Annotated in this window: 25 protein-coding genes; 4 read left to right on the plus strand and 21 right to left on the minus strand. The window is 69.0% G+C overall.

Annotated elements, in window-relative coordinates:
* Positions 1 to 161 precede the first annotated feature (161 nt).
* The 10 genes from tatC to ACIRC0_RS28505 form a co-directional block, all read right to left on the minus strand.
* A complete protein-coding gene (gene tatC, locus ACIRC0_RS28460) occupies positions 162 to 1,112 on the minus strand; it encodes a twin-arginine translocase subunit TatC (RefSeq protein WP_403621305.1) in 951 nt (316 codons plus the stop codon).
* 47 nt (positions 1,113 to 1,159) lie between these two features.
* Positions 1,160 to 1,441, minus strand: a complete 282-nt coding sequence (tatA, locus tag ACIRC0_RS28465; protein WP_103839075.1) for a Sec-independent protein translocase subunit TatA — start codon at positions 1,439 to 1,441, stop codon at positions 1,160 to 1,162.
* 586 nt (positions 1,442 to 2,027) lie between these two features.
* Positions 2,028 to 2,222 carry a hypothetical protein gene (locus tag ACIRC0_RS28470; RefSeq protein ID WP_200421328.1) on the minus strand — a complete coding sequence of 65 codons (195 nt, stop codon included), beginning with the start codon at positions 2,220 to 2,222 and terminating at the stop codon, positions 2,028 to 2,030.
* An 11-nt stretch (positions 2,223 to 2,233) separates the two neighbouring features.
* Positions 2,234 to 2,560 carry a hypothetical protein gene (locus ACIRC0_RS28475; protein ID WP_403621310.1) on the minus strand — a complete coding sequence of 109 codons (327 nt, stop codon included), beginning with the start codon at positions 2,558 to 2,560 and terminating at the stop codon, positions 2,234 to 2,236.
* A gap of 11 nt (positions 2,561 to 2,571) precedes the next feature.
* Positions 2,572 to 3,600: a helix-turn-helix transcriptional regulator gene (locus tag ACIRC0_RS28480; protein WP_403621313.1), complete on the minus strand. Its 1,029-nt coding sequence runs from the start codon at positions 3,598 to 3,600 to the stop codon at positions 2,572 to 2,574.
* A gap of 17 nt (positions 3,601 to 3,617) precedes the next feature.
* The gene (locus ACIRC0_RS28485; RefSeq protein ID WP_403621315.1) at positions 3,618 to 4,571 is read right to left on the minus strand and encodes a helix-turn-helix transcriptional regulator; all 954 of its coding nucleotides are present in this window, start codon (positions 4,569 to 4,571) and stop codon (positions 3,618 to 3,620) included.
* 357 nt (positions 4,572 to 4,928) lie between these two features.
* Positions 4,929 to 5,300: an FKBP-type peptidyl-prolyl cis-trans isomerase gene (locus tag ACIRC0_RS28490; RefSeq protein WP_103839080.1), complete on the minus strand. Its 372-nt coding sequence runs from the start codon at positions 5,298 to 5,300 to the stop codon at positions 4,929 to 4,931.
* A 70-nt stretch (positions 5,301 to 5,370) separates the two neighbouring features.
* The gene (locus ACIRC0_RS28495; protein WP_403621319.1) at positions 5,371 to 6,375 is read right to left on the minus strand and encodes an FKBP-type peptidyl-prolyl cis-trans isomerase; all 1,005 of its coding nucleotides are present in this window, start codon (positions 6,373 to 6,375) and stop codon (positions 5,371 to 5,373) included.
* 139 nt (positions 6,376 to 6,514) lie between these two features.
* Positions 6,515 to 7,876 carry a Pup--protein ligase gene (pafA, locus tag ACIRC0_RS28500; RefSeq protein ID WP_019754142.1) on the minus strand — a complete coding sequence of 454 codons (1,362 nt, stop codon included), beginning with the start codon at positions 7,874 to 7,876 and terminating at the stop codon, positions 6,515 to 6,517.
* Positions 7,877 to 7,885: 9 nt separating this feature from the next.
* Positions 7,886 to 9,145 (minus strand): MFS transporter, encoded by a 1,260-nt coding sequence (locus tag ACIRC0_RS28505; protein ID WP_403621322.1) that lies wholly within the window; start codon positions 9,143 to 9,145, stop codon positions 7,886 to 7,888.
* Positions 9,146 to 9,296: 151 nt separating this feature from the next.
* On the opposite strand from ACIRC0_RS28505, the gene ACIRC0_RS28510 reads away from it, so the two are divergent.
* Positions 9,297 to 10,310, plus strand: a complete 1,014-nt coding sequence (locus ACIRC0_RS28510) for a LacI family DNA-binding transcriptional regulator (RefSeq protein WP_403621325.1) — start codon at positions 9,297 to 9,299, stop codon at positions 10,308 to 10,310.
* 128 nt (positions 10,311 to 10,438) lie between these two features.
* Here ACIRC0_RS28510 and prcA read toward each other — a convergent pair whose 3' ends face one another.
* The 6 genes from prcA to arc all read right to left on the minus strand — a co-directional run bounded on the left by prcA (position 10,439) and on the right by arc (position 16,633).
* On the minus strand, positions 10,439 to 11,200 hold the full coding sequence (gene prcA / locus ACIRC0_RS28515) for a proteasome subunit alpha (RefSeq protein WP_403621327.1): 762 nt from the start codon (positions 11,198 to 11,200) through the stop codon (positions 10,439 to 10,441).
* 61 nt (positions 11,201 to 11,261) lie between these two features.
* Positions 11,262 to 12,107, minus strand: coding sequence for a proteasome subunit beta (prcB, locus tag ACIRC0_RS28520; protein ID WP_403621330.1), 846 nt, complete (start codon positions 12,105 to 12,107; stop codon positions 11,262 to 11,264).
* Positions 12,059 to 12,670: an endonuclease VII domain-containing protein gene (locus ACIRC0_RS28525; RefSeq protein ID WP_403621333.1), complete on the minus strand. Its 612-nt coding sequence runs from the start codon at positions 12,668 to 12,670 to the stop codon at positions 12,059 to 12,061. Before ACIRC0_RS28525 ends, prcB begins: the two co-directional genes overlap by 49 nt.
* Positions 12,671 to 12,713: 43 nt before the next feature.
* Positions 12,714 to 12,932 carry a ubiquitin-like protein Pup gene (locus ACIRC0_RS28530; RefSeq protein WP_200421338.1) on the minus strand — a complete coding sequence of 73 codons (219 nt, stop codon included), beginning with the start codon at positions 12,930 to 12,932 and terminating at the stop codon, positions 12,714 to 12,716.
* A 187-nt stretch (positions 12,933 to 13,119) separates the two neighbouring features.
* Complete coding sequence (dop, locus tag ACIRC0_RS28535) at positions 13,120 to 14,631, minus strand: depupylase/deamidase Dop (protein WP_403621336.1); 1,512 nt, start codon at positions 14,629 to 14,631, stop codon at positions 13,120 to 13,122.
* A 235-nt stretch (positions 14,632 to 14,866) separates the two neighbouring features.
* Entirely contained in the window at positions 14,867 to 16,633 is a 1,767-nt protein-coding gene (gene arc / locus ACIRC0_RS28540; protein ID WP_200421339.1) for a proteasome ATPase, read from the minus strand.
* Positions 16,634 to 16,877: 244 nt separating this feature from the next.
* On the opposite strand from arc, the gene ACIRC0_RS28545 reads away from it, so the two are divergent.
* Positions 16,878 to 17,183, plus strand: a complete 306-nt coding sequence (locus tag ACIRC0_RS28545; RefSeq protein ID WP_403621339.1) for a ferredoxin — start codon at positions 16,878 to 16,880, stop codon at positions 17,181 to 17,183.
* A gap of 79 nt (positions 17,184 to 17,262) precedes the next feature.
* Here ACIRC0_RS28545 and ACIRC0_RS28550 read toward each other — a convergent pair whose 3' ends face one another.
* From ACIRC0_RS28550 to ACIRC0_RS28560, 3 genes are all read right to left on the minus strand, one after another.
* Complete coding sequence (locus ACIRC0_RS28550) at positions 17,263 to 17,838, minus strand: hypothetical protein (RefSeq protein ID WP_403621342.1); 576 nt, start codon at positions 17,836 to 17,838, stop codon at positions 17,263 to 17,265.
* Positions 17,839 to 18,136: 298 nt separating this feature from the next.
* Positions 18,137 to 19,039, minus strand: a complete 903-nt coding sequence (locus ACIRC0_RS28555) for a tRNA (adenine-N1)-methyltransferase (protein ID WP_403621345.1) — start codon at positions 19,037 to 19,039, stop codon at positions 18,137 to 18,139.
* Positions 19,040 to 19,077: 38 nt separating this feature from the next.
* Entirely contained in the window at positions 19,078 to 20,700 is a 1,623-nt protein-coding gene (locus ACIRC0_RS28560) for a site-2 protease family protein (RefSeq protein WP_403621348.1), read from the minus strand.
* 297 nt (positions 20,701 to 20,997) lie between these two features.
* Between ACIRC0_RS28560 and ACIRC0_RS28565 the strand changes: the two genes are divergently transcribed.
* Entirely contained in the window at positions 20,998 to 21,837 is an 840-nt protein-coding gene (locus ACIRC0_RS28565) for a RecB family exonuclease (RefSeq protein ID WP_403621773.1), read from the plus strand.
* A gap of 68 nt (positions 21,838 to 21,905) precedes the next feature.
* Complete coding sequence (locus ACIRC0_RS28570) at positions 21,906 to 22,577, plus strand: response regulator transcription factor (protein WP_058926326.1); 672 nt, start codon at positions 21,906 to 21,908, stop codon at positions 22,575 to 22,577.
* Positions 22,578 to 22,642: 65 nt separating this feature from the next.
* Here the strand turns inward: ACIRC0_RS28570 and ACIRC0_RS28575 are convergent, their stop codons facing one another.
* Together ACIRC0_RS28575 and ACIRC0_RS28580 are read right to left on the minus strand one after the other, a co-directional pair.
* Positions 22,643 to 24,226 carry an ABC transporter substrate-binding protein gene (locus ACIRC0_RS28575; protein ID WP_403621776.1) on the minus strand — a complete coding sequence of 528 codons (1,584 nt, stop codon included), beginning with the start codon at positions 24,224 to 24,226 and terminating at the stop codon, positions 22,643 to 22,645.
* 167 nt (positions 24,227 to 24,393) lie between these two features.
* Positions 24,394 to 25,998 carry an ABC transporter substrate-binding protein gene (locus ACIRC0_RS28580; RefSeq protein WP_403621351.1) on the minus strand — a complete coding sequence of 535 codons (1,605 nt, stop codon included), beginning with the start codon at positions 25,996 to 25,998 and terminating at the stop codon, positions 24,394 to 24,396.
* Between the last annotated feature and the right edge of the window lie 364 nt (positions 25,999 to 26,362).

A 26,362-nucleotide genomic window follows, 5' to 3' on the forward strand; every position in this document is an offset into this window, starting at 1 on the left:
TTCTGTGTGTTTTCTCGCTTCCGGGTACCAACTAAAACAAGTCCTAAATTTTTGCTTAACCGGGCCGGGCCCGGGGGCGGGGCGGCCGGGGGGCCCCCCCCGTGGCCCGGGGGGGGCCCCCACGGCCGTCGATCAGCACCTCACATGCCGCTTCCGCGCGGTCACGTCACGTCGTCATACCCGTTGACCCGGTCCGTGTTCGGCGCCTGGGGCAGTGCCCGGCTCGCGGTGACGCTCTCGACCTCGCCGATGTCCTCGGGCGTGAGATCCAGTTCGGAGGCCTCGTCGTCGGCGGGTCCCTCCGCCTCGCGCCGCCGCTTGCGCCGGTCGTTGAGCACCGAGAAGCCGACCGCGCCGAAGTACAGCACCCAGATCGGCCCGGCCAGCGCCAGCATGGAGAGGGGGTCGGTGCTGGGGGTGGCCACGGCCGCGAAGACCGTGATGCCCAGGATCATGGCGCGCCACCAGCCGAGCATGCGCGTGCCGCTGAGCACCCCGGTGAGGTTGAGCATGATCAGCAGCAGGGGCAGCTCGAAGGACAGTCCGAAGACGACCACCATGCGCGTGACGAGCTGCAGCAGGTCGTCCAGCGGCAGCAGGTTGTCGACGCCGGACGGCGTGAAGTCGATCAGCACCTTCGCGGTGGTGGGCAGCACCTTGTAGGCGAAGTACCCGCCGCCGAGGAAGAGCGGGACACCGGTGCCGACGAACCCGTAGGCGTACTTCTTCTCGTGCCGGTGCAGACCCGGCGCGACGAACGCCCACAGCTGGTAGAGCCAGACCGGTGAGGCGAACACCACACCGGCCATCAGCGAGACCTGCAGGGCCAGGGTGAAGGGCGCGAGCAGACCGTTGATCGTGATCCGCGCACACTGCTGGTTGTGGCTCGAGGACCTCGCCAGCTCCTCGAAACTCTTCCCGCACCCGACCGAGTCGAGGATCGGCTTGGTGAGGAAGTTGATGATGTCGTTGTAGAAGAAGGCGGCGACGACCGTGACCACGATGATGGCCAGCATGGCCTTGGCGAGCCGGTTGCGCAGTTCACGCAGGTGCTCCGCGAGGGGCATCCGCCCCTCGGGGTCCCTCTCCTGCTTGCGGGCAGACTTGAGCAACCCACATCCTCATCTCGTGCAGTGGACCGGGAGTTCCGGTCCTCCCGTCAGCGCTGGGTGGTGTCCGTCGGCTCGTTGACCGGGCGGGCGCTGGTCACGTCGCCGGGAGCGGCCTGGATGGTGCGCTGGGCCGGGGGCTGCTCGTCGTTCGGCGGGCCGGCCGGCGCGGAGGGCTTGCCCTCCTCCTTCATCGCCTTGGCCTCGCTCTTCAGGATGCGCGCGGACTTGCCGAGGGAGCGGGCCATGTCCGGAAGCTTCTTCGCGCCGAACAGCAGGATGATGACGACGAGGATGAGAATGATCTCGGGGGCTCCGAGCCTTCCGAACATAAGTCTTTACCTTCTCACCGAGGCGGCATTGGGTGGGGGTGCTGTTCGATCAGTCGGACAAATGTCCGACAACCGTGCAGCGATCGTAACGCTCAGGGGTGAACGTGAGGCAATCCCTGTGCGTACTCCCGGTCTGCGGACCGCGCCTCGTTCTTCGGGCCGCGACCAGCAGCGTACCTGTACGCGGTGGGAAGTAGACAGGGCGAAGTGACTCATTGCGCCTCTTGCGGCTCCTCTTACCGGATCCACGGAACACCGCCGCGGTACGGCGTGCGACGGAGAAGGCCAGAGCCGGAGTGCGGTCGTCAGGCGGATCGCCGTCGCGAGGCCGATTGCCGGCGTCAGGCGGAACGCCGTCGTGCTGCCGATTGGCGGCGTGAGGCGGATCGCCGCCGCGAAACCGATTGCCGGCGTCAGGCGGATCGCCGCCGCGAAACCGATTGCCGGCGTCAGGCGGATCGCCGCCGCGAAACCGATCGCCGTCGTGAAGCGCATTGCCGTCGTGCGGCCGATCGCCGCCGTGAAGCGGATTGAGGGCGTGAGAGGGATTGCCGAGCCGCTGCGGGATTGCCGAGCCGCTGCGGATTCATATCCGGTCCGCGGCCCGCGCGGCGCCCACGGCCGCCCGCTCCAGGTCCTCCGCGGCACGGTTGATCCGGCGCGCCGAGTCGGCGACCTGCCGCCCGAGGCGCTGGGCCTCCAGGAAGACCCGGACGGCGAACACACCCAGAACGGCGAGCCCCAGGAACCCCAGGGCGATCGCGAGCATCGGCCAGAACATGACGTAAGAGCCTAGAGGGTCGAGTGCAGCCGCAGGGTCCGCACCCCGCCGCCGGTGAGCAGTTCGACGATCCGCTCCCCGGCCGGCTTGCGGACGGACGCGCCGCACTCGGGGCACGTGAAGGAGTAGAACGTGGTCTTGCTGGTGGCGCCGATGGCGAGCCGCAGGGCGCTCGCGCCCAGCTCGAAACGGGCCCGGCAGTCCGGGCAGCCGGCCCGGAACACCACGTCCGCCACCCGCCTCATCCCGGCGAACGCCGTCCGCACCGACATCTCCGCGGCCCCCGGCGTCTGCGGCGCACCGGCCGACGCATCCGACTGCTCCGACGCACCAGACATCGCCGACGTGCTCACAGCTGCTGCTCCTGCCTGTCGTACAGCCCGTCCTGAACCGGATCCGGCCCGTCGTACGCCGCGAGCGCCTCGCGTGCCGCCCGGCGGGCGCTGTCCGCGAGGTCCTGCGGCGACACGATCCGGCCGTCCCGTCCGAGCCGCAGCGCCAGCCGTCTGAGCGACGCCGGGTCGGGGGTCCGCAAGGTGATACGCAGCCCGCCGTCCGGCAGCTCATCCGCGCTGTCGTGCGGGTAGTACTCGGCGACCCAGCGGCCGCCCGGTCCGACCTCGACGACCACCTCGGGGTCCTCGGCGGCTGGCTGGACGAGCCCCTCGGACAGGTCCCGCAGCTCGACCTCCGGGGGCGCCGACGGCTCATCGAGGATCTTGATCTCGGCGACCCGGTCGAGCCGGAAGGTGCGGCGCGCCTCGGAGCGGCGGCACCACGCCTCCACGTACGTGTGGCCGACGCTGACCAGGCGGATCGGGTCGATCTCGCGCTCGGTGACCTCGTCGCGGGCCGGCGAGTAGTAGCGGATCCACAGGCGGCGACGCTCGGAGATGGCCCGGTCGACGTCGGCGAAGACACCGCCCTCGGACTCGAACGTCACCGACAGCCGGGAGCTGGCGCCCGCGACCTCGCCGGCGGCGGTCTCCACCTTGGCGGTGGCGCGCAGCAGCGCCTGCCGGTCGCTCTCCCGCAGCCCCGGCAGGGTGGCCACGGCCCGCGCGGCCACCAGCAGCGCGGTCGCCTCGTCCGCCGCCAGCCGCAGGGGCTCGGCCGCCTCCGCGCCGAGAGCGGCCGGGTTGTGCCACCAGATGCGCTCGCCGTCGGTGTCGATGTCGAGGAGGTCCCCGCCGCGGAAGCTGGTGCCGCACATGGGCAGCACGTCGAGGTCCGAGACCAGCTCCTCCTCGGTGATCCCGAACGCCCGGGCGACGTCCTCGACGCGCGCGCCGGGGCGCTCCCGCAGATACGTCACCAGGGACAGCATCCGCCGGGTCTGGTCGATGGCGTTCGCCGGCCTGGCCGGTTTGCCTGCCACGGTGCTACCTCTCCCCCTCAGCCCTTGGCCACGGCACGCAGCCGGTCCACCACGTCGGCCCGCAGCTCCGCCGGCTCCAGGACCACCACGTCGGGCCCGAACTCCACCAGCCAGGCGTCGAGGCCGTGCCCGTACGGAATCTCCAACTCGTCCCAGCCGTCACCGAGTTCCCGCACAGAGGTGGCCTTCGCCCGAAGGGGGTACCCCGCGTCCTTGCGCAGCCGGATCCGCGCCGAACGGTCGGCGGTCTCCCCCGCCCAGCTCGCCACGGTCTCACGGACGGTGACCACGTCGGGCACCGGGGCGCTGAAGGCACCGCCGCGGCTGCGCACCTTGCCGGTGATCCTCGAGAGCCGGAAGACACGCTCGGCTCCCCGGTCGCGGTCCCAGCCCGCGAGGTACCAGTGGCCGCGCCAGCACTCCAGCGCCCAGGGTTCGACATGGCGCTGTTCGGGGTGGGCGGCGGTGGCCTTGCGGTAGTCGAAGACGACGGGGCGGCGGTCCCGGCAGGCCAGCATCAGCGGCTCGAACGCGGCCTCGTGCACGGGGATGCGGGGTTCCAGGGCGCCGTGGGCCTCGTACGGGTCGACGTCCTCGGGCAGGCCTGCGGCGCGCAGCTTCTGCAAGGCGCCGCTCGCTGCACCGGCGAGCCGGGCCTGCTGCCACACCTTGGCGGCCAGGCCGAGCGCGGCGGCCTCCTCGGCGTCGAGAGTGATGGGCGGAAGGCGGTTGCTGTCGCGGCGCGCCAGGTAGCCGACCTCGCCGTCGAGGTTCTCCACGGTCTCGATCACGAGCCCGAGCTCACGCAGGTCGTCCTTGTCCCGCTCGAACATGCGGTTGAAGGAGTCGTCGGACCCTGCTTCCAGATAGGCCTCGATGGACTCGCGCAGCTCACGCTTGCTGAGCGGCCGCCGCGTCCCGAGCAGACACAGCGCCAGATTCATCAGCCGCTCGGCCTTGGCAATGGCCATCGACGCCCTTCGCCTCCCCATGGTGCTTACGACGGACGACCGTACCGCCCGCGAGCACCCCGGCAAAAGCCGAGGGCCCACGCCCGCACAGGCATGGACCCAGCTGATCGTTTCCGGTCGCGTCCAGGCAGCCGCCCGCACCGTCCGCGGCCGACCCGGCCTCGGCCGCCGCGGAGCCCGCGGAGGCACTCCACGAAGCGCCCCCGTCGGACGCGGCTCGGCGGCCGGATCACCTTCGCAGCTGCCGGGTGACCGCTTCCGCGGCCCCGCACAGCGACTGCCGGACGGCGCCGGGAGGCCGACAAGGGTTCCGCCGCCGGGCCCCGGCCCGGCGGCGGTCGGCGCCCGGTGCCTGTGTCAGACCGCGACCAGGTCGCAGACGAAGATCAGCGTCTCGCCCGGCTTGATCCGGGCGCCCGCGCCACGGTCGCCGTAGGCCAGGTGCGGGGGAATGGTCAGCTGGCGGCGGCCGCCGACCTTCATGCCCTGGACGCCCTGGTCCCAGCCCTTGATGACCTGGCCGACACCCAGCTGGAACTTCAGCGGCGTACCGCGGTTCCAGGACGCGTCGAACTCCTCACCGGTGGAGAAGGCAACGCCCACGTAGTGGACGGAGACGGTGTCGCCCGCCTTGGCCTCCGGGCCGTCACCCTCCCAGATGTCCTTGATCTCGAGGTCGGCCGGGGGCTCGCCGCCCGGGAAGTCGATCTCGGGCTTCTCGATGCTCACGTCAAAAGCTCCTGCTGTTTCGTGTTGAGGCCATTGCGGCACCACCGACACTCTCACATCCCCGCAGGGCTTACATCTTCGCCAGGATGTCGACCGCGAAGACCAGCGTGGAGTCCTTCTTGATGTCGCTGCCGCTCGGCGGGTTGTCCCCGTACCCCAGCTTCGGCGGGATGACGACGAGCACACGGCTGCCGACCTTCTTCCCGGTCAGCCCCTGCGCCCAGCCCTTGACGACCTGCTGGAGCGAGAACGACGCCAGCTGGCCACGCCCGTACGTGGAGTCGAACTCCTTGCCGGTGTCCCACAGCACGCCCTTGTACTGCACGAGAACCGTGTTGTCCGCCTTGACCTCGTCGCCGTCGCCCTCGATGACGTACTTCGCGACCAGGCCCGTCGGCGGCTTCACCTTCGGCATGTCGATGGACGGCGCCTTGCCGTCGGTGTTCGTGCCCACCTTCGGCAGGTCGGAGTCGCTCTGCGCCACCGTCTTGCCCTTGGCGGAGCTCTTCGCGTTGAACGTGTTCTGCACGTCCACCACGAACACCAGCGTGTCGGTGCCCTTGATGCCCGCCTGCTGGTTGCCCTGCGTGCCGTACCCCCAGGTCGGGGGCACCGCCATCAGCACCCGGCTGCCGACCTTCTTCCCCGCCAGCGCATACCGCCAGCCGTCGATGATGCCGCCCTGGGCGAGCTGGATCACCAGCGGCGTCTTGCGGTCGTAGGAGTTGTCGAAGACCTTGGCCGTGTCCCAGATCTGGCCCAGGTAGTTCGCCTGGATGTAGTCGTTCTCCGCGACCGTCTGCCCACCGCCGGCGATCACCGTTTTGACCGCCAGGTCCTTCGACGGCGAGCCGGACCCCTTCGCCACAGTCGGCTTCTCGTCGAACTTCGCCCCGGCGGTGATCGCAGGCAACGGCCCCTCGACGATCTTCGGCGGCGGGGCGGCCGACGTCGCCGAGGGCGCGGGGGACGAACTGGTACCACCCGCACCCTTGCCGGACTTGTCGTCACCGCATCCGGCGACGGTCACCAGCCCGGCGGGCACAGCGGCAAGAAGAAGAGAGCGTCGGCGCACGATGGGGCCTCAATCGGTCGATCTTGATGGATGGCGTGCGCGCAACTCTACGGCGAAAGAAGGGCGCCGTACGGCAAACGTACGGCGCCCGTGTGGCGTTCCGGTGACACACGTGAAACGCGCGTCTCAGATTCCGGTCTCACATTCCGGCGATCAGCTTCTCCACCCGGTCGTCCACCGAACGGAACGGGTCCTTGCACAACACCGTCCGCTGCGCCTGGTCGTTGAGCTTCAGATGCACCCAGTCGACCGTGAAATCACGGCGCTGTTCCTGCGCCCGCCGGATGAAGTCACCGCGCAGCCGCGCGCGAGTGGTCTGCGGCGGAACCGACTTGCCCTCGAAGATCTTCAAGTCGTTGCAGATCCGGGCGGCTTGGCCCTTCTTCTCCAGCAGGTAGTACAGACCACGACGACGGTGGATGTCGTGGTAGGCGAGGTCTATCTGCGCCACCCGCGGATGCGACATCGTCATGTTGTGCTTGGCCCGGTACCGCTCGATGAGCTTGTACTTCATCACCCAGTCGATTTCGGTACCGATCCGGTCGAGATCCTCCGACTCGATCGCGTCCAGCGTACGGCCCCACAGCTCCAGCACCTGCTCGACCGTGCCCGTCCGGATACCGCGGCGCTCGCAGAAGTCCACGGCCTTCTCGTAGTACTCCCGCTGCACCTCCAGCGCGGAGGCCTCCCGGCCGCTCGCCAGGCGCACCTTGCGGCGGCCCGTGATGTCATGGCTGACCTCGCGGATCGCCCGGATCGGGTTCTCCAGGGTCAGGTCACGCATCACCGTCCCCGCCTCGATCATGCGCAGCACCAGATCGGTCGCGCCGACCTTCAGCAGCATCGTCGTCTCGGACATGTTCGAATCGCCGACGATGACATGCAGACGGCGGTAACGCTCCGCGTCCGCGTGCGGCTCGTCCCGCGTGTTGATGATCGGCCGGGAACGGGTCGTCGCCGAGCTGACACCCTCCCAGATGTGCTCGGCCCGCTGGCTCACGCAGTACACCGCCCCGCGCGGGGTCTGCAGCACCTTGCCGGCACCGCACAGCAACTGCCTGGTGACCAGGAACGGAATCAGGATGTCCGCGAGCCGCGAGAACTCCCCGTGCCGCGCCACCAGGTAGTTCTCGTGACAACCATAGGAGTTGCCCGCCGAGTCCGTGTTGTTCTTGAAGAGGTAGACGTCGCCCGCGATTCCCTCCTCGTGCAGGCGGCGTTCGGCGTCGACCAGCAGCCCCTCGAGAATGCGCTCGCCGGCCTTGTCGTGGGTGACCAGTTCGATCACGTTGTCACATTCGGGTGTCGCGTATTCCGGATGCGAGCCCACGTCGAGATAGAGACGGGCCCCGTTGCGCAGAAACACATTGCTGCTGCGGCCCCATGACACGACACGGCGGAAGAGGTACCGCGCCACCTCGTCAGGCGACAGACGGCGCTGTCCCCTGAACGTGCACGTGACGCCGTACTCGTTCTCCAGCCCGAAAATGCGGCGGTCCATGACTGAACATTACGCCCGATCCCCCGAGCTGAAACGGGGTTCGACAGCACGGTTTGGATCATTTTCCGGTGAACCCGCAACCACCCCGCCCCCGGCGGGAGGTGCGAGGACCCGCCCCGCGACCACCAGGACCAGCAGCGACACGGCCCCCGCGGCCCCCGGCACCGCGAAACCCCACAGCGCGCCACCCGCCTGCACCACCGGCCCCGCGACACCCGTCCCGACCGACGCACCCACCGTGAACGTCGTCACCAGCCACGAGAACGCCTCCGTCACCGTACCGCTCGGCGCATGCCGGTCCACCAGCACAAACGCACATGCGATACACGGCGCCAGGAACACCCCCGCAACGGCGGTCAGCCCCACCATCGCGACCACACCCGGCATCAGCATCAGCGGCAGATAACACAGCGCCAAAAGCCCCACCAGCACACGCAGCCGCCGCTCCGGCGCACCCGGCCACCGCCGCGCCCCGTAGACCGAACCCCCGACCAGAGCACCCAACCCGATCGCCGCCATCAACCACCCGTACACCCCGTCGCCCCCGTGACCATCGGCGTACGACACGGCCGCCACCGCGATCGAACCCAGCGCCATCCCCACGAACAGGAACGCACCGAGCAGCACCAGCAGCCCCCGCGAGCGCAGCGCCCCCAGCCAGTGCGCCTCACGCGGCGCCGACCGCCACGCACGCGACGGCGGCGACACCACCACCGACAAGGCGCCCAGGACCCCGACGACGTTCAGCACCACCACCGCCACCCGCGCCGACCACAACGACGCGCACAACGTCACCAGCAACGGCCCGACGGTGAACATCACCTCCTGCGCCACCGCGTCCATCGCATACGCCGTGTGCACCTGCTCCTCCCGGCGCAGCACCACCGGCCACAGCGCCCGCAGACCGCCCTCCAGCGGCGGCGTGAACAGCCCCGCGACCACCACCGCCGCATACGCCACGGCGATCGGCTCCAGATCCGTCAGCGCGAACACCGCCATGGCGGCTGCCGACACCACCGCCGCCGGCAGCTGCACCCGCGGCTGCCCGTACAGATCGACCAGCCGCCCCAGCACCGGCTGCCCCACCGCGTTGGCCACCCCGTACACCGCGGCCAGCGCCCCCGCGAGGCTGTACGTGCCGCCCTCGGCACGCACGAACAGCACCACGGCGATCGCCGCCACCGCGTTGGGCAACCGGCCCACCAGCGTCCCCACCAGCAGGCGGGCCGCATGCCTCGCCCTGAGGATCTCCACGTATCCCGCGGCCATGCGCGTCCCTTCTCCCGGCCCCACCCCGCTTCTCCGTACCCGCGAAGGGTGAAGTTTTACGTATAACCTCGCCCGCCATACGTACCATGAGCGCTGACCAGCAGTCCACACGACACCACCCCACCAGCCCGCACGAAGGAGCACGCCCACCGTGCCACCAGGTAGCACGCGACCCACCAGCCGCGATGTCGCCCAGGCCGCCGGCGTCTCCCAGGCAGCCGTCTCCCTCGTCCTCGGCGACAAATGGCGCGGACGCGTCTCCGAACCCGTCGCCGAACGCGTCCGACAGGCCGCACGAGAACTCGGCTACCGCCCCAACCTCGCGGCACGCAACCTCCGCCTCGGCCACACCCGCACAGTCCTGCTGGTCGTACCCGCCCTCACCACCGAGTTCTTCGCCGGCGTCTACACCGGCGCAGCCCGCGTCGCAGCCGACCACGGCTTCGGCGTCGTCCTCTACCCCTCACCCGAAGGCGTCGGCCCCGCCAGAGACCCCTTCCACTCCGCACAAGCCGCCCTCGACGGCGTCATCGCCTCCTCCATGGCCGCCGACGCCCTCACCGCCATCCACGGCGACCAACTCCCCCTCGTCATGCTGGACAGCGACCCCCAGGGCAGCCCCGGCGCCGCAACCGTCAACCTCGACATCACCGACGGCGTACGCCAAGTAGCCGAACACCTCCTCACCCTCGGCCACCGCCACTTCCTCCACCTCGCCGCCGACATTCCCTCCTGGACCTTCCGGATACGCGCCCAGGAACTCGCGGCACGCGTCGGCACCGTCCCCGGCACCACCCTCCGCACCACCCACGCCCCCATCTCCATCGAAGACGCCCTCACCGCCGCCGAAACCGCCCTCGCCGCCCCCGGCCCCCGCCCCACCGCCCTCGTCTGCGACGACGACAAACTCGCCGCCGGCGCCTACAAAGCCGCCCGCCGCCTCGGCCTGCGCATCCCCGACGACCTCTCCGTCACCGGCCTCGACGACCTCGCCCTCGCCACCGCCATCGACCCCGAACTGACGACCGTACGGCTGGACGCGGAACTCTTCGGAGAGCGAGGCATGGAGGCCCTGCTGGCCGTCCTCGAAGGGCGCACACCCGAGCAGGGCGACATCCCGGTGGAACTCGTCGTACGGGGCTCCACAGCACCACCGCGCCAGTGACCCGGAGCGACCCGGGAACGACTTGGGAGCGACTTGGGAGCACAACGCTGCGCGCCCCGACCCGGAACGGGCGGGGCGCGCAGCGTCATACCGTCACACGGTCACACGGTCACACGAAATGAGACGACCTACTCCTCCGACTCACCGTCGGCGTCCGCGTCGGCCTCCGCCTCCGCCGCCGTCGACGCACCGTCCGCCTGCAACAGACGCGACAGCTGACGACCGGTGATCCGCCTGAACTTGCGCTTCTGCGGCCGCGTACGGTCCAGCACCGCGACCTCCAGACGCTCCGCCGGAATCTCCCGCTCACTGCCGTTCGTGTCGCGCGACAGCGCCTGCACGGCCAGCTTCAGCGCCTCCGCCAACGTCATCCCGTCACGGTGACGCTGATCGAGAAAACTGCTGATCTGCTCGGCGTTGCCACCGACCGCCACCGAACCGTGCTCATCCACGATCGACCCGTCATGCGGCAGACGGTAGATCTGATCACCCTCCGGGGTCTCCCCCACCTCGGCGACCACCAGCTCCACCTCGTACGGCTTCTCCGCCGCACTCGAGAAGATCGTGCCCAGCGTCTGCGCGTACACGTTCGCCAGACCACGGGCGGTCACGTCACCACGGTCATAGGTGTAACCGCGCAGGTCGGCGTAACGCACACCACCGATCCGCAGGTTCTCGTACTCGTTGTACTTGCCGGCGGCCGCGAAACCGATCCGGTCGTAGATCTCACTGAACTTGTGCAGCGCACGGGACGGGTTCTCACCGACGAACACGATGCCGTCGGCGTACTGCATCACGACCAGACTGCGGCCGCGCGCGATGCCCTTGCGGGCGTACTCCGCCCGGTCGGCCATGGCCTGCTGGGGGGAGACATAGAACGGCGTCGACACCGGTTATCCGTCCCTTTCTGTCGAAGTCACGCGATCACCTTGATAACAACCGGTCCCGCCGTCAGAGCAGCGCGGCCCGCGGACCGTCGGGCTGCTGCAGACGCCGGTCCAGGACGGAACGGGCGATCTCGGACGACTCGTCCTCGGTCAGCCGGCGGAAGCCGTCCTCGGTGATCACGGTGACGATCGGATAAATCCGGCGAGCGACATCGGGACCACCGGTCGCCGAGTCGTCGTCCGCCGCGTCGTACAGGGCCTGGACCACCAGGGTCGTGGCCTCCTCCTCGCTCAGATCCTCACGGTAGAGCTTCTTCATCGCACCACGCGCGAAAATCGAACCGGAACCCGTGGCCGCGAAGCCGTGCTCCTCGGAGCGGCCACCCGTCACGTCGTAGGAGAAGATGCGGCCCTTGCCACGGTCCACGTCATAGCCGGCGAAAAGGGGGACCACCGCAAGGCCCTGCATGGCCATGCCCAGATTGGAACGGATCATGGTCGACAGGCGGTTCGCCTTGCCCTCAAGGGACAACTGCGCGCCCTCGACCTTCTCGAAGTGCTCCAGCTCCAGCTGGAACAGCTTCACCATCTCGACCGCGAGACCCGCCGTGCCGGCGATGCCGACCGCCGAGTACTCGTCCGCCGGGAACACCTTCTCGATGTCCCGCTGCGCGATCACATTGCCCATGGTCGCCCGGCGGTCACCCGCGAGCACGACGCCCCCCGGGAACGTCGTGGCCACGATGGTGGTGCCGTGCGGGGCCTCGATCACGCCCTGCGTGGGCGGCAGCTGCCGGTTGCCGGGCAGCAACTCGGGCTGGTGCTCCGACAGGAAGTCCATGAAGGACGACGAGCCAGGCGTCAGGAAGGCAGCTGGTAGACGCCCGGTGCTACGAGGATTGGCTTCCACGCGTTTCCTTCCAGGTAGTCGGCAGCTCGGTTCATCGCTTCGGGGTCGTCCCGCAACAGACCGAGGCCGAAATTGCAGTTGAAGCACAGTACGCCACGGACCCTACCCGTCTCATGGCAGTGATCCACATGCGCTGCCGGGGCGGATAGACATATGCAACAGACGCCTGCTTGGGAGGCGATCAACTCGTCACGTTCGGCCTCGGTGATGCCGTACTGACGCTTCAGGTGACCTTGCCGCCCCTGAACCGCCCGGCACGCCTTGCAGCGCGTCGACAGGCCGTCCGACGCGGTTGCGTTGCGGTGCCACTCACTGTGCGGCTTGACCTGGCCACAAGTCCGGCAGAGCTTGTGCCCCGGCGGGACCTCGACCTTCTCGCGCACTTGCTTGCCCATGGCCTCCCGGCGGCGCCGGGAGTGCGCGGCACTGTACTCAGCCACGCACTCCCGGCACCGGACCTGAAGACCGTCACGCCGATTCCTGTCCCGCGCGAAGGCAGCGAGGGGCAATTCCCTCTTGCAGCTCGTGCATCGCTTCGCGGACGGCTCTGTAGCCACTCCCATCCCCCGCCACTTTCAATCCGAAGGGAAAAGCTACCTCAGACCTTCACTCTCCGCCCTTTTGCACGAAGCTCCGCACGAAATCCTCGGCATTTTCCTCGAGTACGTCATCGATTTCGTCGAGGACGGAGTCCACGTCGTCGCTCAGCTTCTCGTGCCGCTCCTTGAGATCCCCCGAAGCCTGAGCCTCCTGCTCCTGCTCCTCGATCTCCTCGGTGGAGCGCGTGGCCTTCTGCTGGCCGCCGCCGGTGTCCTTGGTCGCCATAACCCTCACCCCGCTCAGTTCGCCCGACATGGTCGACAGGTCGGCTTTCCTGCCGATCGATGGTGATCAGACCCTACTAGCCGGGTCCGACAATGGCCCCGCAGTTACTCCAACGTGCGGGGACCACCTCGATGATTCCCGGCCGCCGGGATTTACACCCTGGGCGGCCGGGCTCGTCCGAGTACCCCTAGCCGCCTGACAGGACCCTGACCAGGTCCTCGGCCGTGCGGCAGCGGTCCAGGAGCTCCTTGACGTGATTACGCGTTCCGCGTAGCGGTTCCAGGGTTGGAACGCGTTGGAGGGAGTCCCGGCCGGGGAGGTCGAAGATGACCGAGTCCCAGGAGGCGGCGGCGACGTCGTCCGCGTACTGCTCAAGGCAGCGGCCGCGGAAGTAGGCGCGGGTGTCCTCCGGGGGCCTCGTGCGGGCCCGTTCGACGTCGGTCTCGTCCAGGAGGCGCTTCATGCGCCCACGAGCTGCCAGGCGGTTGTACAGGCCCTTCTCGGGGCGTACGTCGGCGTACTGGAGGTCGAGGAGGTGGAGCTTCGCGGCGTCCCAGTCGAGTCCGTCGCGGCGGCGGTAGCCCTCCATGAGCTCCCGTTTGGCGACCCAGTCCAGCTCGCCCGCCAGGCTCATCGGATCGTGCTCGAGGCGGTTGAGGGTGTCCTCCCAGCGGGACAGGACGTCCTTCGTCTGCTCGTCGGCGTCGGCCCCGTAGCGTTCCTCGACGTACTTGCGTGAGAGTTCGTAGTACTCCATCTGGAGCTGGACCGCGGTGAGTGTGCGGCCGCTGCGCAGGGTGATCAGTCGCTTCAGGGTCGGGTCGTGGGAGACCTGGTGCAGGGTCCGTACGGGCTGGTCGACCGCGAGGTCCACGGCGATGAAGCCGTCCTCGATCATGGACAGGACCAGGGCTGTCGTGCCCAGCTTCAGGTAGGTCGAGATCTCCGACAGGTTCGCGTCGCCGATGATCACGTGGAGGCGGCGGTATTTCTCCGCGTCCGCGTGGGGTTCGTCGCGGGTGTTGATGATGGGCCGCTTGAGTGTCGTCTCGAGGCCCACCTCCACCTCGAAGTAGTCGGCGCGCTGGCTGAGCTGGAAGCCGTGTTCGTGGCCGTCCTGGCCGATGCCGACGCGGCCGGCTCCGGCGATGACCTGGCGGGAGACGAAGAAGGGGGTGAGGTGGCGCACGATGTCGGAGAAGGGGGTTTCCCGCTTCATCAGGTAGTTCTCGTGCGTGCCGTAGCTGGCGCCCTTGTTGTCGGTGTTGTTCTTGTAGAGGTGGATGGGTTGGGCGCCGGGGAGCTGGGCGGCTCGTTCTGCGGCTTCTGCCATGATGCGTTCGCCGGCTTTGTCCCAGAGGACGGCGTCGCGGGGGTTGGTCACCTCGGGGGCGCTGTATTCGGGGTGTGCGTGGTCGACGTAGAGCCGTGCGCCGTTGGTGAGGATGACGTTGGCGAGGCCGATGTCCTCGTCGGTGAGCTGGCTGGCGTCGGCGGCCTCGCGGGCGAGGTCGAAGCCTCGCGCGTCCCGCAGCGGGTTTTCTTCCTCGAAGTCCCAGCGGGCCCGGCGGGCCCGGTGCATCGCCGCGGCGTAGGCGTTGACGATCTGGGATGAGGTGAGCATGGCATTGGCGTTGGGGTGGCCGGGGACGGAGATGCCGTACTCCGTCTCGATGCCCATTACTCGCCGTACGGTCATGCGGCCCTCCTTGCCCGGCGGCGCCCTCGGTCGGGGGCGGCGCTCAGATACCGCTGGTGCTCCGGTGCGCGTGCGGTGCCCGTCCCCGCACGGCGCGACGCGGCGGTAACAAAGAGCCTAGAACGCCTTTGCGCTGGTGGGGAGATCATTTGCGTCATTGCTGTGCTCCAGCCGTGGCCCGAAAAGCAGTGGGCTGCGGGTACCCGGTGGGGGCACCCGCAGCCGCCCTTGCTTTTTACAGGTACTGACCGGTGTTTGCCACCGTGTCGATGGAGCGTCCGGTGTCTGCGCCTTGCTTTCCGGTGATGAGGGTGCGGATGTAGACGATCCGTTCGCCCTTCTTTCCGGAGATTCGGGCCCAGTCGTCGGGGTTGGTGGTGTTGGGCAGGTCCTCGTTCTCCTTGAACTCGTCCACGCACGCCTGGAGGAGGTGGGAGACGCGGAGGCCTTTCTGGTTGTGCTCGAGGAAGTCCTTGATTGCCATCTTCTTGGCGCGGCCGACGATGTTTTCGATCATGGCGCCGGAGTTGAAGTCCTTGAAGTAGAGGACTTCCTTGTCGCCGTTGGCGTAGGTGACCTCGAGGAAGCGGTTCTCGTCGGACTCGGCGTACATCTGTTCCACGGCGGTCTGGATCATGGCCTGGACAGTGGCGCCCTTGTCGCCTCCGTGTTCGCTGACGTCGTCGGCGTGCAGGGGGAGGTTCTCGGTGAGGTACTTTCCGAAGATGTCCTTGGCTGCTTCGGCGTCCGGACGTTCGATCTTGATCTTCACGTCGAGGCGGCCGGGGCGCAGGATGGCGGGGTCGATCATGTCCTCGCGGTTGGAGGCGCCGATGACCACGACGTTCTGCAGGCCTTCCACACCGTCGATCTCGGCGAGGAGCTGGGGGACGATGGTGTTCTCCACGTCCGAGCTGACGCCGGAGCCGCGGGTGCGGAAGAGGGATTCCATCTCGTCGAAGAAGACGATGACGGGGGTGCCCTCGCTGGCCTTTTCGCGGGCTCGCTGGAAGACGAGGCGGATCTGTCGTTCGGTTTCGCCGACGTACTTGTTCAGGAGCTCGGGGCCCTTGATGTTGAGGAAGAAGCTCTTGCCGGCGGCCTGGCCGGTCACTTCGGCGACCTTCTTGGCGAGGGAGTTCGCCACGGCCTTGGCGATGAGGGTCTTGCCGCATCCGGGGGGTCCGTAGAGGAGGACTCCCTTGGGCGGGCGCAGCTCGTGCTCCTTGAAGAGGTCGGGGTAGAGGTACGGGAGCTCGACCGCGTCGCGGATGGCTTCGATCTGGCCGGCGAGGCCGCCGATCGCCTCGTAGCCGATGTCGGGTACCTCTTCGAGGACGAGTTCTTCGACCTCGCTCTTGGGGACGACCTCGTAGACGTAGCCGGAGCGGGGTTCGAGCAGGAGGGCGTCGCCGGGGCGGATGGTGACGTCCAGCAGCGGCTCGGCGAGCCGTACCACCCGTTCCTCGTCGGTGTGCCCGAGCACCAGGGCGCGCTCGCCGTCCTCGAGGATCTCCTTGAGGGTGACGATGTCCCCGACGCGCTCGAACTCCATGGCTTCGACCACGTTGAGCGCTTCGTTGAGCATTACTTCCTGGCCGCGGCGGAGCTCGTCGAGGTCCACGCTGGGGCTGACGTTCACGCGGAGTTTGCGGCCTCCGGTGAAGATGTCGGCGGTGCCGTCCTCGTTCGCCTGCAGGAAGACACCGAAGCCGGCCGGTGGCTGTGCGAGCCGGTCGACTTCTTCCTTGAGGGCCACGATCTGGTCGCGGGCCTCACGGAGCGTGTTGGCGAGCCGCTCGTTCTGCGCGGACACGCCGGCCAGGTTGGTCTGCAGCTCGACGATCCGCTCTTCGAGAATTCTCGTGTGTCGCGGAGAGTCGGCGAGCTTGCGTCGCAGGACGGCGATCTCCTGCTCAAGGTAGGCAATCTGCCCGGCAGGGTCGTCGGACCCTCGTCCCGGGCGGATGCCGCGGTTCATGTCGTCGTCGTGGGCTGCCACGGTCCTCACCTCCTCCAAGGGGAGCTGGACGCTTCCAGACCCTACCTGGGTGGGTGTCGATTGAAACCCCTAGATCACAAAGACTGTCGGGGTGTGTCCGATCTTCACCCTTGCGCTCTCCCTCACGCCAGGGGAATACCCACCGAACATGATTGGGAAGCGGCCGAAGGTAGGGTCGAGGTGTTCAACACCCGTCAGAGCTGGCCGGATTCCCGGGGCTCTGGCGCAGTCAACGGCAGGGGAGATGACCGTGCAGCAGGAGGCCGGTGTCGGCGGCGAGGAGCTGGAGGTCTGGATCGACCAGGACCTGTGTACCGGTGACGGTATCTGTGCCCAGTACGCGCCGGAGGTCTTCGAGCTGGACATCGACGGTCTGGCTTATGTGAAGGGGCCGGACGAGGAGCTTCTGCAGGTCGCGGGTGCTGCGACGCGGGTGCCGTTGCCGCTGGTGGGGGACGTGGTGGATTCGGCGAGGGAGTGTCCTGGCGAGTGCATCCACGTGCGTCGGGTTTCGGACAGGGTGGAGGTGTACGGCCCGGACGCTGCGTGATCACACGGCCACCTCAGGTCAGCTGTGTCTCTTTTCTCACACTCTCGGGGCTGCGCGTCACGCGGTCCGGGCCGTGGGGTCAGATCTCGCGGCTGCCCTCGGCGGTGGTGCGGAGGAATGCGCCGTTCCTCCATTGCCACTTGGCGTTGTCTTTGACGTCGGGGCAGCAACTCGGTACGTCGGGCGAGGAGTAGCCGAGGAGGGTGGCGGTGACGGCGGCGTCGCGGACCGCGAAGTCGGTGACGGTGTTGCGGTCCTTGGGGTCGACGAGGGTGGCGACGACGCGGGGTCTGGCGGTGCCCGCCGCCTGGGTGAGGACGTAGAGGCCGTCGGGTGGGGTGCCCATGCCGGCGTCGCAGTGGACGACGACGACGGTCTCGGGGCGGCCGTCGCCGTCGAGGTCGCCGGTGGCTTTCTTGACGACGAGGAGCTTGGTGGGGCCGCAGTCGAGGGGGAAGTCGGCCTTGGCCGGGTCGGGGGGCGCGGTGGCGGCGGGGGCGGCCTTGGTCTCGGTGTGGGGTTGGGCCGCCGTTGCGGCGCCCGGCTGCAGCACGGAGGACAGGGCGATCACGCCGGAGACTGCGGTGGCGGTGGCGACCCAGTGGATGGGCCGGGTGGTGGTGTGAGCCAGTTCCGGGACGGCGGAGTGCTGCACGGGGGAGGTGTCTCCTGTGAGGGCTGTGCCGGTGGGGGTGCCCCGCATCGTGCCACACGTCACAGTGCGGGGGAACGGCGGGGTGGCAACTGCTGGTGGTGCGTCAGTTTCCGTGTGCGCCCGGGGTGGAGAGGGACGGTCGCGCCGGTGGGTGGGTGTGTGCGCGTGTGCGTGCTTCGGCGGGTGGGGGTGTGTGGGTGTGTGTGCTTGAACGCGTGAGCGCCGTGGCCGAGTTCCGCGAGGTGTGCGGGAACTCGGCCACGGCGCTGGTGTGTTGGGGGCCGTGTGGGGGCCGGGGTCAGCGGCCGGTGCCTCCGTCGGCGTTGGGGCCGGTGTAGTCCTCGCCGTACGCGCCCTTGGCGGGGCGGCGGCGGCGCATGGGCGGCTCGACGCCGTCGGCGAGGCGGCGTGCGGTGAGGAGGAAGCCGGTGTGGCCGATCATGCGGTGGTCGGGGCGGACGGCGAGGCCCTCGATGTGCCAGTTGCGGATCATCGTTTCCCAGGCGGTCGGCTCGTTGAAGCAGCCGATCTCGCGGATGGACTCGACGGTCCGGGCGAGCTGGGTGGTGGTGGCGACGTAGCAGCAGACGATGCCGCCGGGGACGAGCGCCTTGGAGACGGCCTCGAGGCATTCCCAGGGGGCGAGCATGTCGAGGATGACGCGGTCGACGTCGGTGTCGGACAGGTTGTCCTGGAGGTCGCCGACGGTGAGCTGCCAGGCGGGGTGGGGGCCGCCGAAGTAGCGTTCCACGTTGGCCTGGGCGATCTCGGCGAAGTCGGCGCGGCGCTCGTAGCTGTGCAGCAGGCCCTGGTCGCCGATGGCGCGCAGCAGGAAGGTGCTGAGCGAGCCGGAGCCGACGCCGGCTTCCACGACGCGGGCGCCGGGGAAGATGTCGGCGAAGGCGAGGATCTGCCCCGCGTCCTTGGGGTAGACGACGGCTGCCCCGCGGGGCATGGACAGGACGTAGTCGGGGAGCAGGGGGCGCAGCGCGAGGTAGGCGACGTTCCCGGTGGTGCGGACAACGCTGCCCTCGGGTGCGCCGATCAGTTCGTCGTGCGGGAAGGAGCCCTTGTGGGTGTGGAAGTTCTTTCCCGCTTCGAGTGTGAACGTGTAGTGGCGGCCCTTGGGGTCGGTCAGCTGTACCTGGTCCCCGACCTTGAAGGGCCCGCGACGGCGGGCGGCACCGGTCGGTTCGGACATGTGACCAGCCTACCGGCAGTGGAGGGGGCCGCCGACCACTAGGGCGTGGGGCGGGCCATGGCCTTGACGAAGGCGCGTTCGACGTCGGCGGCGGAGAGGACGCCGTAGATCTCGCCGGTGTCCTCGACGACGAGGTATTCGGTGGCGGGGGTGGCGCGCAGGACGTCGAGGAGGTCTTCTCCGGCGAGTTCGGCGGAGACGCGCATGCCGTCGGTGAGCTCCTGGGCGAGGCCGCTGACGGGGACCCAGGGGCGGCGGTGTTCGGGTACGCCGACGATGGCGGCCTCGCGGACGAGGGAGAGGGGTTCGCCGTGGGCGTCGACGACGACGAGGGCGCGGGCGCCGACGGCGTTGGCGCGGCGCAGGGCCTCGGAGAGGGGGGTGTCGGTCTCGACGGGGACGGCGCGGCGGGTGAGGGTGCGGGCGCGCAGGTCGGGGAGGTGTTCGCGCAGGCGGGCCATGCGCAGGCTGTTTCCGGCGCCGGTCCAGATGATCGCGGCGAGGATGGCGGCGAGCAGGGCGTCGGTGACGGTGTCCATGCCGACGTTGTCCTCGGCGGTGGAGCCGAGGGCGCCGGACTGGGTGAGCAGGGGCAGTCCGACGAGGACGGCGATGGCGAGGGCGCGGCCGACCCAGGCGGCGGCGACGGTGCCGCTCATGGGGCGGCCGGTGATCTTCCAGACGACGGCGCGGAGCATGCGGCCGCCGTCGAGGGGGAGGCCGGGGAGCAGGTTGAAGACGGCGACGATGAGGTTGGACACCATGAGGCCGGCGAGGAGGACGCCGGGGACGGTGCCGGGTTCGACGGGCTGCAGGGCGAGGTAGAAGATCGCGGCGAGGGCGAGGGAGAGCAGGGGGCCGACGAAGGCGAGGACGAATTCACGGCCGGGCGTCTCGGCTTCTTTCTCGATCTCGGAGGCGCCGCCGAAGAACTGGAGCTGGATGCGGCGCACCGGGAGTTTGAAGCGGAGGGCGGCGACGGTGTGGGCCAGTTCGTGGACGAGGACGGAGGCGTAGAAGGCGACGGCGAAGAAGAGGGAGACGAGGTAGCGGGCGGCTCCGAGTTCGGGGAGCACGCGGTCGAGCTGTCCGCCGAACACCCAGGTGATCAGCGCGGCGACGAGGAACCAGCTGGGGGCGACGTAGACGGGGACGCCGAAGGGCCGTCCCATGAGGATGCCGCCGCCGGGGTCCTTGGGGCGCTGCGGGGGGCGTCCTCGGCCGGGGGTGGCGGAGTGGGCGGTGGTGCGGGTGGGGGTGTGGCGGTGCGGGTTCTGGGGGGTGGTTGGGCCGTCGGAGTGAGGGGGTGCGGGGTGGTGGTCCGCCGGGGTTTCGGGGGCGCCGCTCGCCGGCGGCTGCGGGGTGCTTCGGTCGTCTGCGGCGGGCGGCTGGGCGGGGGCCGGTGTCGTGGCTTCGCCGCCGGGTGGGGGCGGGGTCGGCGGTCCGGTGGGGGCGGGCTGCTCGTCGCCGGACGTGTCCGTGGCTGCGGTGGGCCCGTGGGTGGACGGCGTGTGCTCGTCATCGGGCCCCGGGGTCGCGGCGGTGGGTGCCGCGGGTTCGGTGGGGGGCTGTGCGGGACTGGGTGATTCCTCGCGGGGCGTGTCGTGGGGCGCCCCGTTGTTGCCGGGGCGCGGTTGTGCGCTCCCGCCGCTCTCGTCCACGCTGTCCCCTCGATCGATGCGTCTCCCCGGCCCCGGTTCGTGCCGGGTGGGAGGGTCCGGTGTCGATGGTATGCGGCCGTCGCGTCGTGTTCCGCCCCGGCACCCCTCTGTTCTGGCCGTGGTCGGGTCTTTCCCGGCTCGTTGGTGGGTGCTCGGGCCGGGCGGTGGCTGGGTCACTGTCAGTGGTGGGCCGTATGGTCTGTGGTCATGGAATCCAGCACCGACGGCGCCGCCGTGCCGTCCGCCGTGGCCGCCGCGCCCCCGGTTTCGCTGTCGCCGTCGCGCGCCGGCGATTTCATGCAGTGTCCGCTGCTGTACCGGTTCCGGGTGATCGACAAGCTGCCCGAGAAGCCGAGCGAGGCGGCCACGAGGGGCACGCTGGTGCACGCGGTGCTCGAGCGGCTGTTCGACGCGCCCGCCGCCGAGCGGACCGCGCCGCGCGCCAAGGCGCTGCTGCCCGGCCAGTGGGACCGGCTGCGGGAGAGCAGACCGGAGGTCGTGGAGCTGTTCGCGGACGATCCGGACGGTGAGCGGCTGGCGCGCTGGCTGGATGAGGCGGAGCGGCTGATCGAGCGCTGGTTCACGCTGGAGGATCCGACGCGTCTGGAGCCCGCCGAGCGTGAGCTGTTCGTGGAGGCGGAGCTGGAGTCGGGGCTGAGGCTGCGCGGGATCATCGACCGCGTCGACGTGGCGCCGACGGGTGAGGTGCGGATCGTCGACTACAAAACGGGCAAGGCGCCCCGGCCCGAGTACGCCGAGGGCGCGCTGTTCCAGATGAAGTTCTACGCCCTGGTGGTGTGGCGGCTGAAGAAGGTCGTCCCGCGGCGGCTTCAGCTGGTGTATCTGGGCAGTGGGGACGTGCTGACGTACGACCCGGTCCTGGCCGACCTGGAGCGTGTGGAGCGCAAGCTGCTCGCGCTATGGGAGGCGATCCGGGTGGCGACGGAGACGGGCGACTGGCGGCCGCGCCGCAGCAAGCTGTGCGGCTGGTGCGACCACCAGGCGGTGTGCCCGGAGTTCGGTGGCACTCCCCCGCCGTATCCGCTGCCCGTCCGCCCGGCCGACGGTGTCCCGGCGGCGCAGTCGCTGCCGGCTCAGCGGGTGGACGGCGCTGTGGACCCGGAGGTGTCCGCGTAGGTCAGGGTGCCCGAATCGGGCGGTGGCGCGCAGGGCAGAATGGGGCCGGACTAGCGAAGGAGACTTACGTGGCCATCCGCGTCCTACTGGTCGACGACCAGCCGCTGCTGCGTACGGGCTTTCGGATGATTCTGGAGGCCGAGCAGGATCTCGCGGTCGTCGGTGAGGCCGGAGACGGCCTGCAGGCGCTCGACCAGGTGCGTGCCCTGCAGCCCGATGTGGTTCTGATGGACATCCGCATGCCCCGTATGGACGGCGTGGAGGCGACCCGGCAGATCACGGGGCCGGGGCGGGACGGCCCGGCGAAGGTGCTGGTGCTGACGACCTTCGATCTGGACGAGTACGTGGTGGAGGCGTTGCGTGCCGGTGCGAGCGGGTTCCTGCTCAAGGACGCGCCCGCCAACGAGCTGGTGCAGGCGATCCGGGTCGTCGCGGCGGGCGAGGCGATGCTCGCGCCGAGCATCACAAGGCGGCTGCTCGACAAGTACGCCACGCATCTGCCGTCCGGTGACGAGCCGGTGCCGGACACCTTGCACACCCTCACCGAGCGTGAGGTGGAGGTGCTGAAGCTGGTGGCGCGCGGGCTGTCCAACGCGGAGATCGCCGCCGATCTGTTCGTCAGCGAGACCACGGTCAAGACGCACGTCGGCCATGTCCTGACGAAGCTGGGGCTGCGGGACCGGGTGCAGGCGGCGGTGTACGCGTACGAGAGCGGGCTGGTGCGTCCCGGCGCCCAGTAGTGGGGACGCTGTGACGGTGAGGGCGCCCCTTGCGCGGGGCGCCCTTCGTGCGTGTGGGGCCGGGGTCAGCCCTTGCTGATCTCCCAGAACCGGAACACGGTGGAGGCGTCGAGGCAGTACTCGAGTCCGTAGACGTCGTCCCGTGTGACGGCGTACTGCTTGGCCTGCCAGACGGGGATGACCGGGACGTCCTCGGCGACGATGTGCTGAAGCGTGCGGTATTCGTCGTCGGTGGCGGAGCGGTCGCTCTGGGCGGCCGTCTTGGGGATCAGTTCGCCGGTGATGGTGCTGTTGGCGTAGTGGTTGTCCAGTACGTTGCCCTTGCCGAAGAACGGCGCGGTGAAGTTGTCGGGGTCGGGGTAGTCGGGCACCCAGCCCTTGACGTAGACCCCGTACTTGCCGGCCGCGATGTCCTTCTCGTACTGGTCGAAGGGGACGGACTTGACGCTCGCGTCGAACAGTCCGCTGTCGTTCAGCTGCCGGGCGATGGTCTTCAGTTCCTCGTCGGTGGCGGGCCCGTAGCGGGAGGGCGTCGACCAGAGGGTGAGCGTGACCTTGCCGGTGATGCCCTGGGCGCGCAGCGCGGCGGCCGCCTTGGCCGTGGAGGGGCGGGCGCCGTAGGTGTCGAAGAAGGACGTGTCGTGGCCGGTGATGCCGGCCGGGATGATCGAGTACAGGGGCGTCGCGGTGTCGTTGTACACCTTGTTGACGAGGGCGTCGCGGTCGAGGAGGTAGGCGATGGCCTTGCGGACGCCGAGCCTGCCGGCGACCGGGTCGTCCATGTTGAAGACGAGGTGCTGGACTTCGGCGCTCGAGCCCTCGACGACCTCGATGCCCTTGCCGGTGGAGGTGTCCTTGTCGATGCCGGCGATGTCGGCGGCGGCCAGGCCCCGGTAGGCGAGGTCGATCTTCCGGTCCAGGAGGGCGTTCTTCAGGGCGGGCTGGTCGCCGTGGAAGAGTTTCAGGGTGATGCCGGAATTGTGCACCTTGGCGGTGCCCTGGTACTGCGGGTTGACGGAGAAGACGGCCTTGTCCTTGCCGAAGGAGTCCAGCTTGTAGGGGCCGGAGCCGACCGCCTTGCCGTCCGTGCGCAGCTTGTCCGCGGGGTAGGCGTTGTGGTCGACGATGGAGCCGGCGCCGGAGGCTATCTTGCTGGGGAAGGTGGCGTCGGCGTACTTCAGTTTGAAGACCACGGTCCTGGTGTCCGGTGTCTCGACCGAGCCGAGCATGGGGAACATGATGGCGGGGCCGGCCGAGTCGTTGATCTTCAGCATGCGGTCGAAGGAGAACTTGACGTCCTTCGAGGTGAGCGGGTCACCGTTGCTGAACTTCAGGCCGTCCCTGAGGGTGCAGGAGTAGACCTTGGTCTGCGTGTCCGTGAACGTGCACTCCCTGGCGGCTTCCGGTTCCGGTTCCGTGCCGCCCTTGGGGAAGCCCAGCAGGGACTGGAAGACATTGTTGAACAGCAGCCAGGACCCCGGGTCGTAGCCGGAGGCCGGGTCGGTGGCCAGGACGTCGTCGGACATCCCCACCACCACGGAGGAGCCGGTGCCCGAGGAGTCGTCGGTCGAGGTGCCGCATCCGGTGAGCAGGCCGGCGGCCAGCCCCGTCGCTATGGACAGAACCGGCCACTGGGTGCGCATGTTCACGTGCATGTGCCTTGTCTTCGGTTGTCGTTCGCCCCGGACTCCGCGCGTTCCGGGCGTGCGGAAGTTCCCGGATCGTACCGCGAACGGGGCAGGCCCCCGGGCGGGTGCCCGGGGGCCTTGAAGAACCGCTGGTCACATGGCCGGTGGGAAACCGGCCATCTGACCGGTCAGCTGCCGACGCCGCGGCCGAGCTCCCACAGCTGCAGCGTGGAGGAGGAGTTCATCGCGTACTCGCTGCCGGTGATGTCGTCGCGGGTGGCGACGTACTGCTTGCCCTGCCACAGCGGCAGGATCGGCACGTCGTCGGCGACGATGTCCTGCATGTCGGTGAGGCTCTTCGACGCGGTGAGGCGGTCGGCCTCGCGGCGGGACTGCGGGATCAGCGTGTTGATGATCTCGGGGTTGGCGTACGGGGACCCGAGGGTGTTGTCCTTGTCGAGGAACGGCGCGAGGTAGTTGTCGGCGTCCGGGAAGTCCGGGAACCAGCCCATGCCGTAGACGTCGTACTCGCCCTTCTTCTCGGCCGGGCGGAACTTGTCCCAGGGGGTGCCCTGGACGGTGACGTCGAACAGACCGCTGGCGTTGAGCTGCTGCTTGAGCACCTCGAACTCCTTGGCGGTGGCCGGTCCGTAGTGGTCGGTCGTGTAGTGCAGCGTCAGCTTGACCGGGGTGGTGATGCCCGCCTTGGACAGCAAGGTGCGGGCCTTGCCCACGCTGGGGTTGCCGTACTTGTTGAAGAACGAGTTGGAGTGGCCGGTGATGGTGGCGGGGACGAGCGAGAACAGGGGCTCGGCCTCGGTGCCGTACACCTTGGCGACCAGCTCGCCGCGGTTGATGACCTGTGCCATGGCCTGGCGGACGGCCTTGTTCTTCACCGTGGGGGCGTCGGTGTTGAAGGCCAGGTAGCGGATCTCGAGGCCCGGCATCTCCACCAGGTTGACGTTGCCACTGGTGTCGTTCTGGAGCTTGCGGATCTGGTCCGGGTCCATCGTGCGGGTCATGACGTCGATGTCGCCCTTTTCGAGGGCGGAGCCCATCGCGGCGGCGTCGGGGAACGACTCGAGGACGACCTTGTCGTTCTTCGGCGTCAGCAGGCCCTTGTAGTTGGGGTTCTTGGTGAATGTGGCCTTGACCAGTTCGTTGTTCTTGACCTCGGCCTGCATCGTGTACGGCCCGGAGCCGTCGACGTCGAAGCCGTCGCGGAGCTTGTTCTTCTCGTAGTCCTTGGGGTTGACGATGCCGGCGACCGGCGTCGACAGCTTGAACGGGAAGGTGGCGTCCGCGGTCTTGAGGTGGAAGATGACTTCGTTGTCACCCTGCGTCTCGATGGTGTCGATGGTGGACAGCAGGGCGAAGACACCGCTGTCGGCCTTGAGGGCGCGGGCGCGGTCGATGGAGTACTTCACGTCGGCCGCGGTCACCGGGTCGCCGTTGGAGAACTTCAGGTCCTTGCGCAGCTTGCAGGCGTAGCGCTCGTTGCCGGTGTCGGTGAAGCCGCAGCTCTCGGCGGCCTCGGGCTGCGGCTCGCCGTCGCCGCGGGGCTGCGCCATCAGCGTCTGCACGGTCTGCCGGAGGATGTTCCAGGAGCCGACGTCGTAGGCGTACGCCGGGTCGACGGGCGCGGGGGCGTCACTGGAGGCGATGAACCGGTCGGTGGTGCCGACGACGATGGCGTCACCGCTCTTGCCCCCGCTGCTGGACCCACCGCAGGCAGCGAGGACGGGGGTGAGCAGACCGGCGACGGCCGGCAGCACCAAAGTCTTGCGGTTCATGCTCGAGTTTCTCCAGAGCTGTTGGGTCCGTGTATCCGGCATGCATGGGTGGTGCGGCGGATCACGGGGAAGTGGTGATGTTCTCGCGCTGAGATTAGTCCGCACCCGCACTTGGGCTGACAGCCACCGGAGTTGAGTTCCCATCACGCTGTGAAACCGGCTGTGAACGGACCGGAAAACCAGCCGGGGGAAGGATTCGTGCAGCGTTTCATCAATCGGGACACAAGGGCACGTCGTGGCCGCCCGAATGGGGTGGAACAGCACACGCCGGGCCCGCTGTCGACCCCTGTGAGCGTGGGGAACGTCACATACTGAACGGGCGCTTCCTGCCCCTGAATTCGCTCGGTCGAGCCGGTATCAATTC

Source organism: Streptomyces sp. NPDC093984 (genome assembly GCF_044764595.1).
GTDB classification, from domain to species: Bacteria; Actinomycetota; Actinomycetes; order Streptomycetales; family Streptomycetaceae; genus Streptomyces; species Streptomyces cynarae.

Bases quoted from the DNA above. Each gene is read 5' to 3' on its own strand.
- tatA (WP_103839075.1), bottom strand. From the start codon at position 1,441: ATGTTCGGAAGGCTCGGAGCCCCCGAGATCATTCTCATCCTCGTCGTC.
- ACIRC0_RS28470 (WP_200421328.1), bottom strand. From the start codon at position 2,222: ATGTTCTGGCCGATGCTCGCGATCGCCCTGGGGTTCCTGGGGCTCGCC.
- ACIRC0_RS28475 (WP_403621310.1), bottom strand. From the start codon at position 2,560: ATGTCTGGTGCGTCGGAGCAGTCGGATGCGTCGGCCGGTGCGCCGCAG.
- ACIRC0_RS28485 (WP_403621315.1), bottom strand. From the start codon at position 4,571: ATGGCCATTGCCAAGGCCGAGCGGCTGATGAATCTGGCGCTGTGTCTG.
- pafA (WP_019754142.1), bottom strand. From the start codon at position 7,876: ATGGACCGCCGCATTTTCGGGCTGGAGAACGAGTACGGCGTCACGTGC.
- ACIRC0_RS28505 (WP_403621322.1), bottom strand. From the start codon at position 9,145: ATGGCCGCGGGATACGTGGAGATCCTCAGGGCGAGGCATGCGGCCCGC.
- ACIRC0_RS28525 (WP_403621333.1), bottom strand. From the start codon at position 12,670: ATGGGAGTGGCTACAGAGCCGTCCGCGAAGCGATGCACGAGCTGCAAG.
- ACIRC0_RS28530 (WP_200421338.1), bottom strand. From the start codon at position 12,932: ATGGCGACCAAGGACACCGGCGGCGGCCAGCAGAAGGCCACGCGCTCC.
- dop (WP_403621336.1), bottom strand. From the start codon at position 14,631: ATGACCGTACGGCGAGTAATGGGCATCGAGACGGAGTACGGCATCTCC.
- ACIRC0_RS28545 (WP_403621339.1), top strand. From the start codon at position 16,878: ATGACCGTGCAGCAGGAGGCCGGTGTCGGCGGCGAGGAGCTGGAGGTC.
- ACIRC0_RS28555 (WP_403621345.1), bottom strand. From the start codon at position 19,039: ATGTCCGAACCGACCGGTGCCGCCCGCCGTCGCGGGCCCTTCAAGGTC.
- ACIRC0_RS28565 (WP_403621773.1), top strand. From the start codon at position 20,998: ATGCAGTGTCCGCTGCTGTACCGGTTCCGGGTGATCGACAAGCTGCCC.
- ACIRC0_RS28580 (WP_403621351.1), bottom strand. From the start codon at position 25,998: ATGAACCGCAAGACTTTGGTGCTGCCGGCCGTCGCCGGTCTGCTCACC.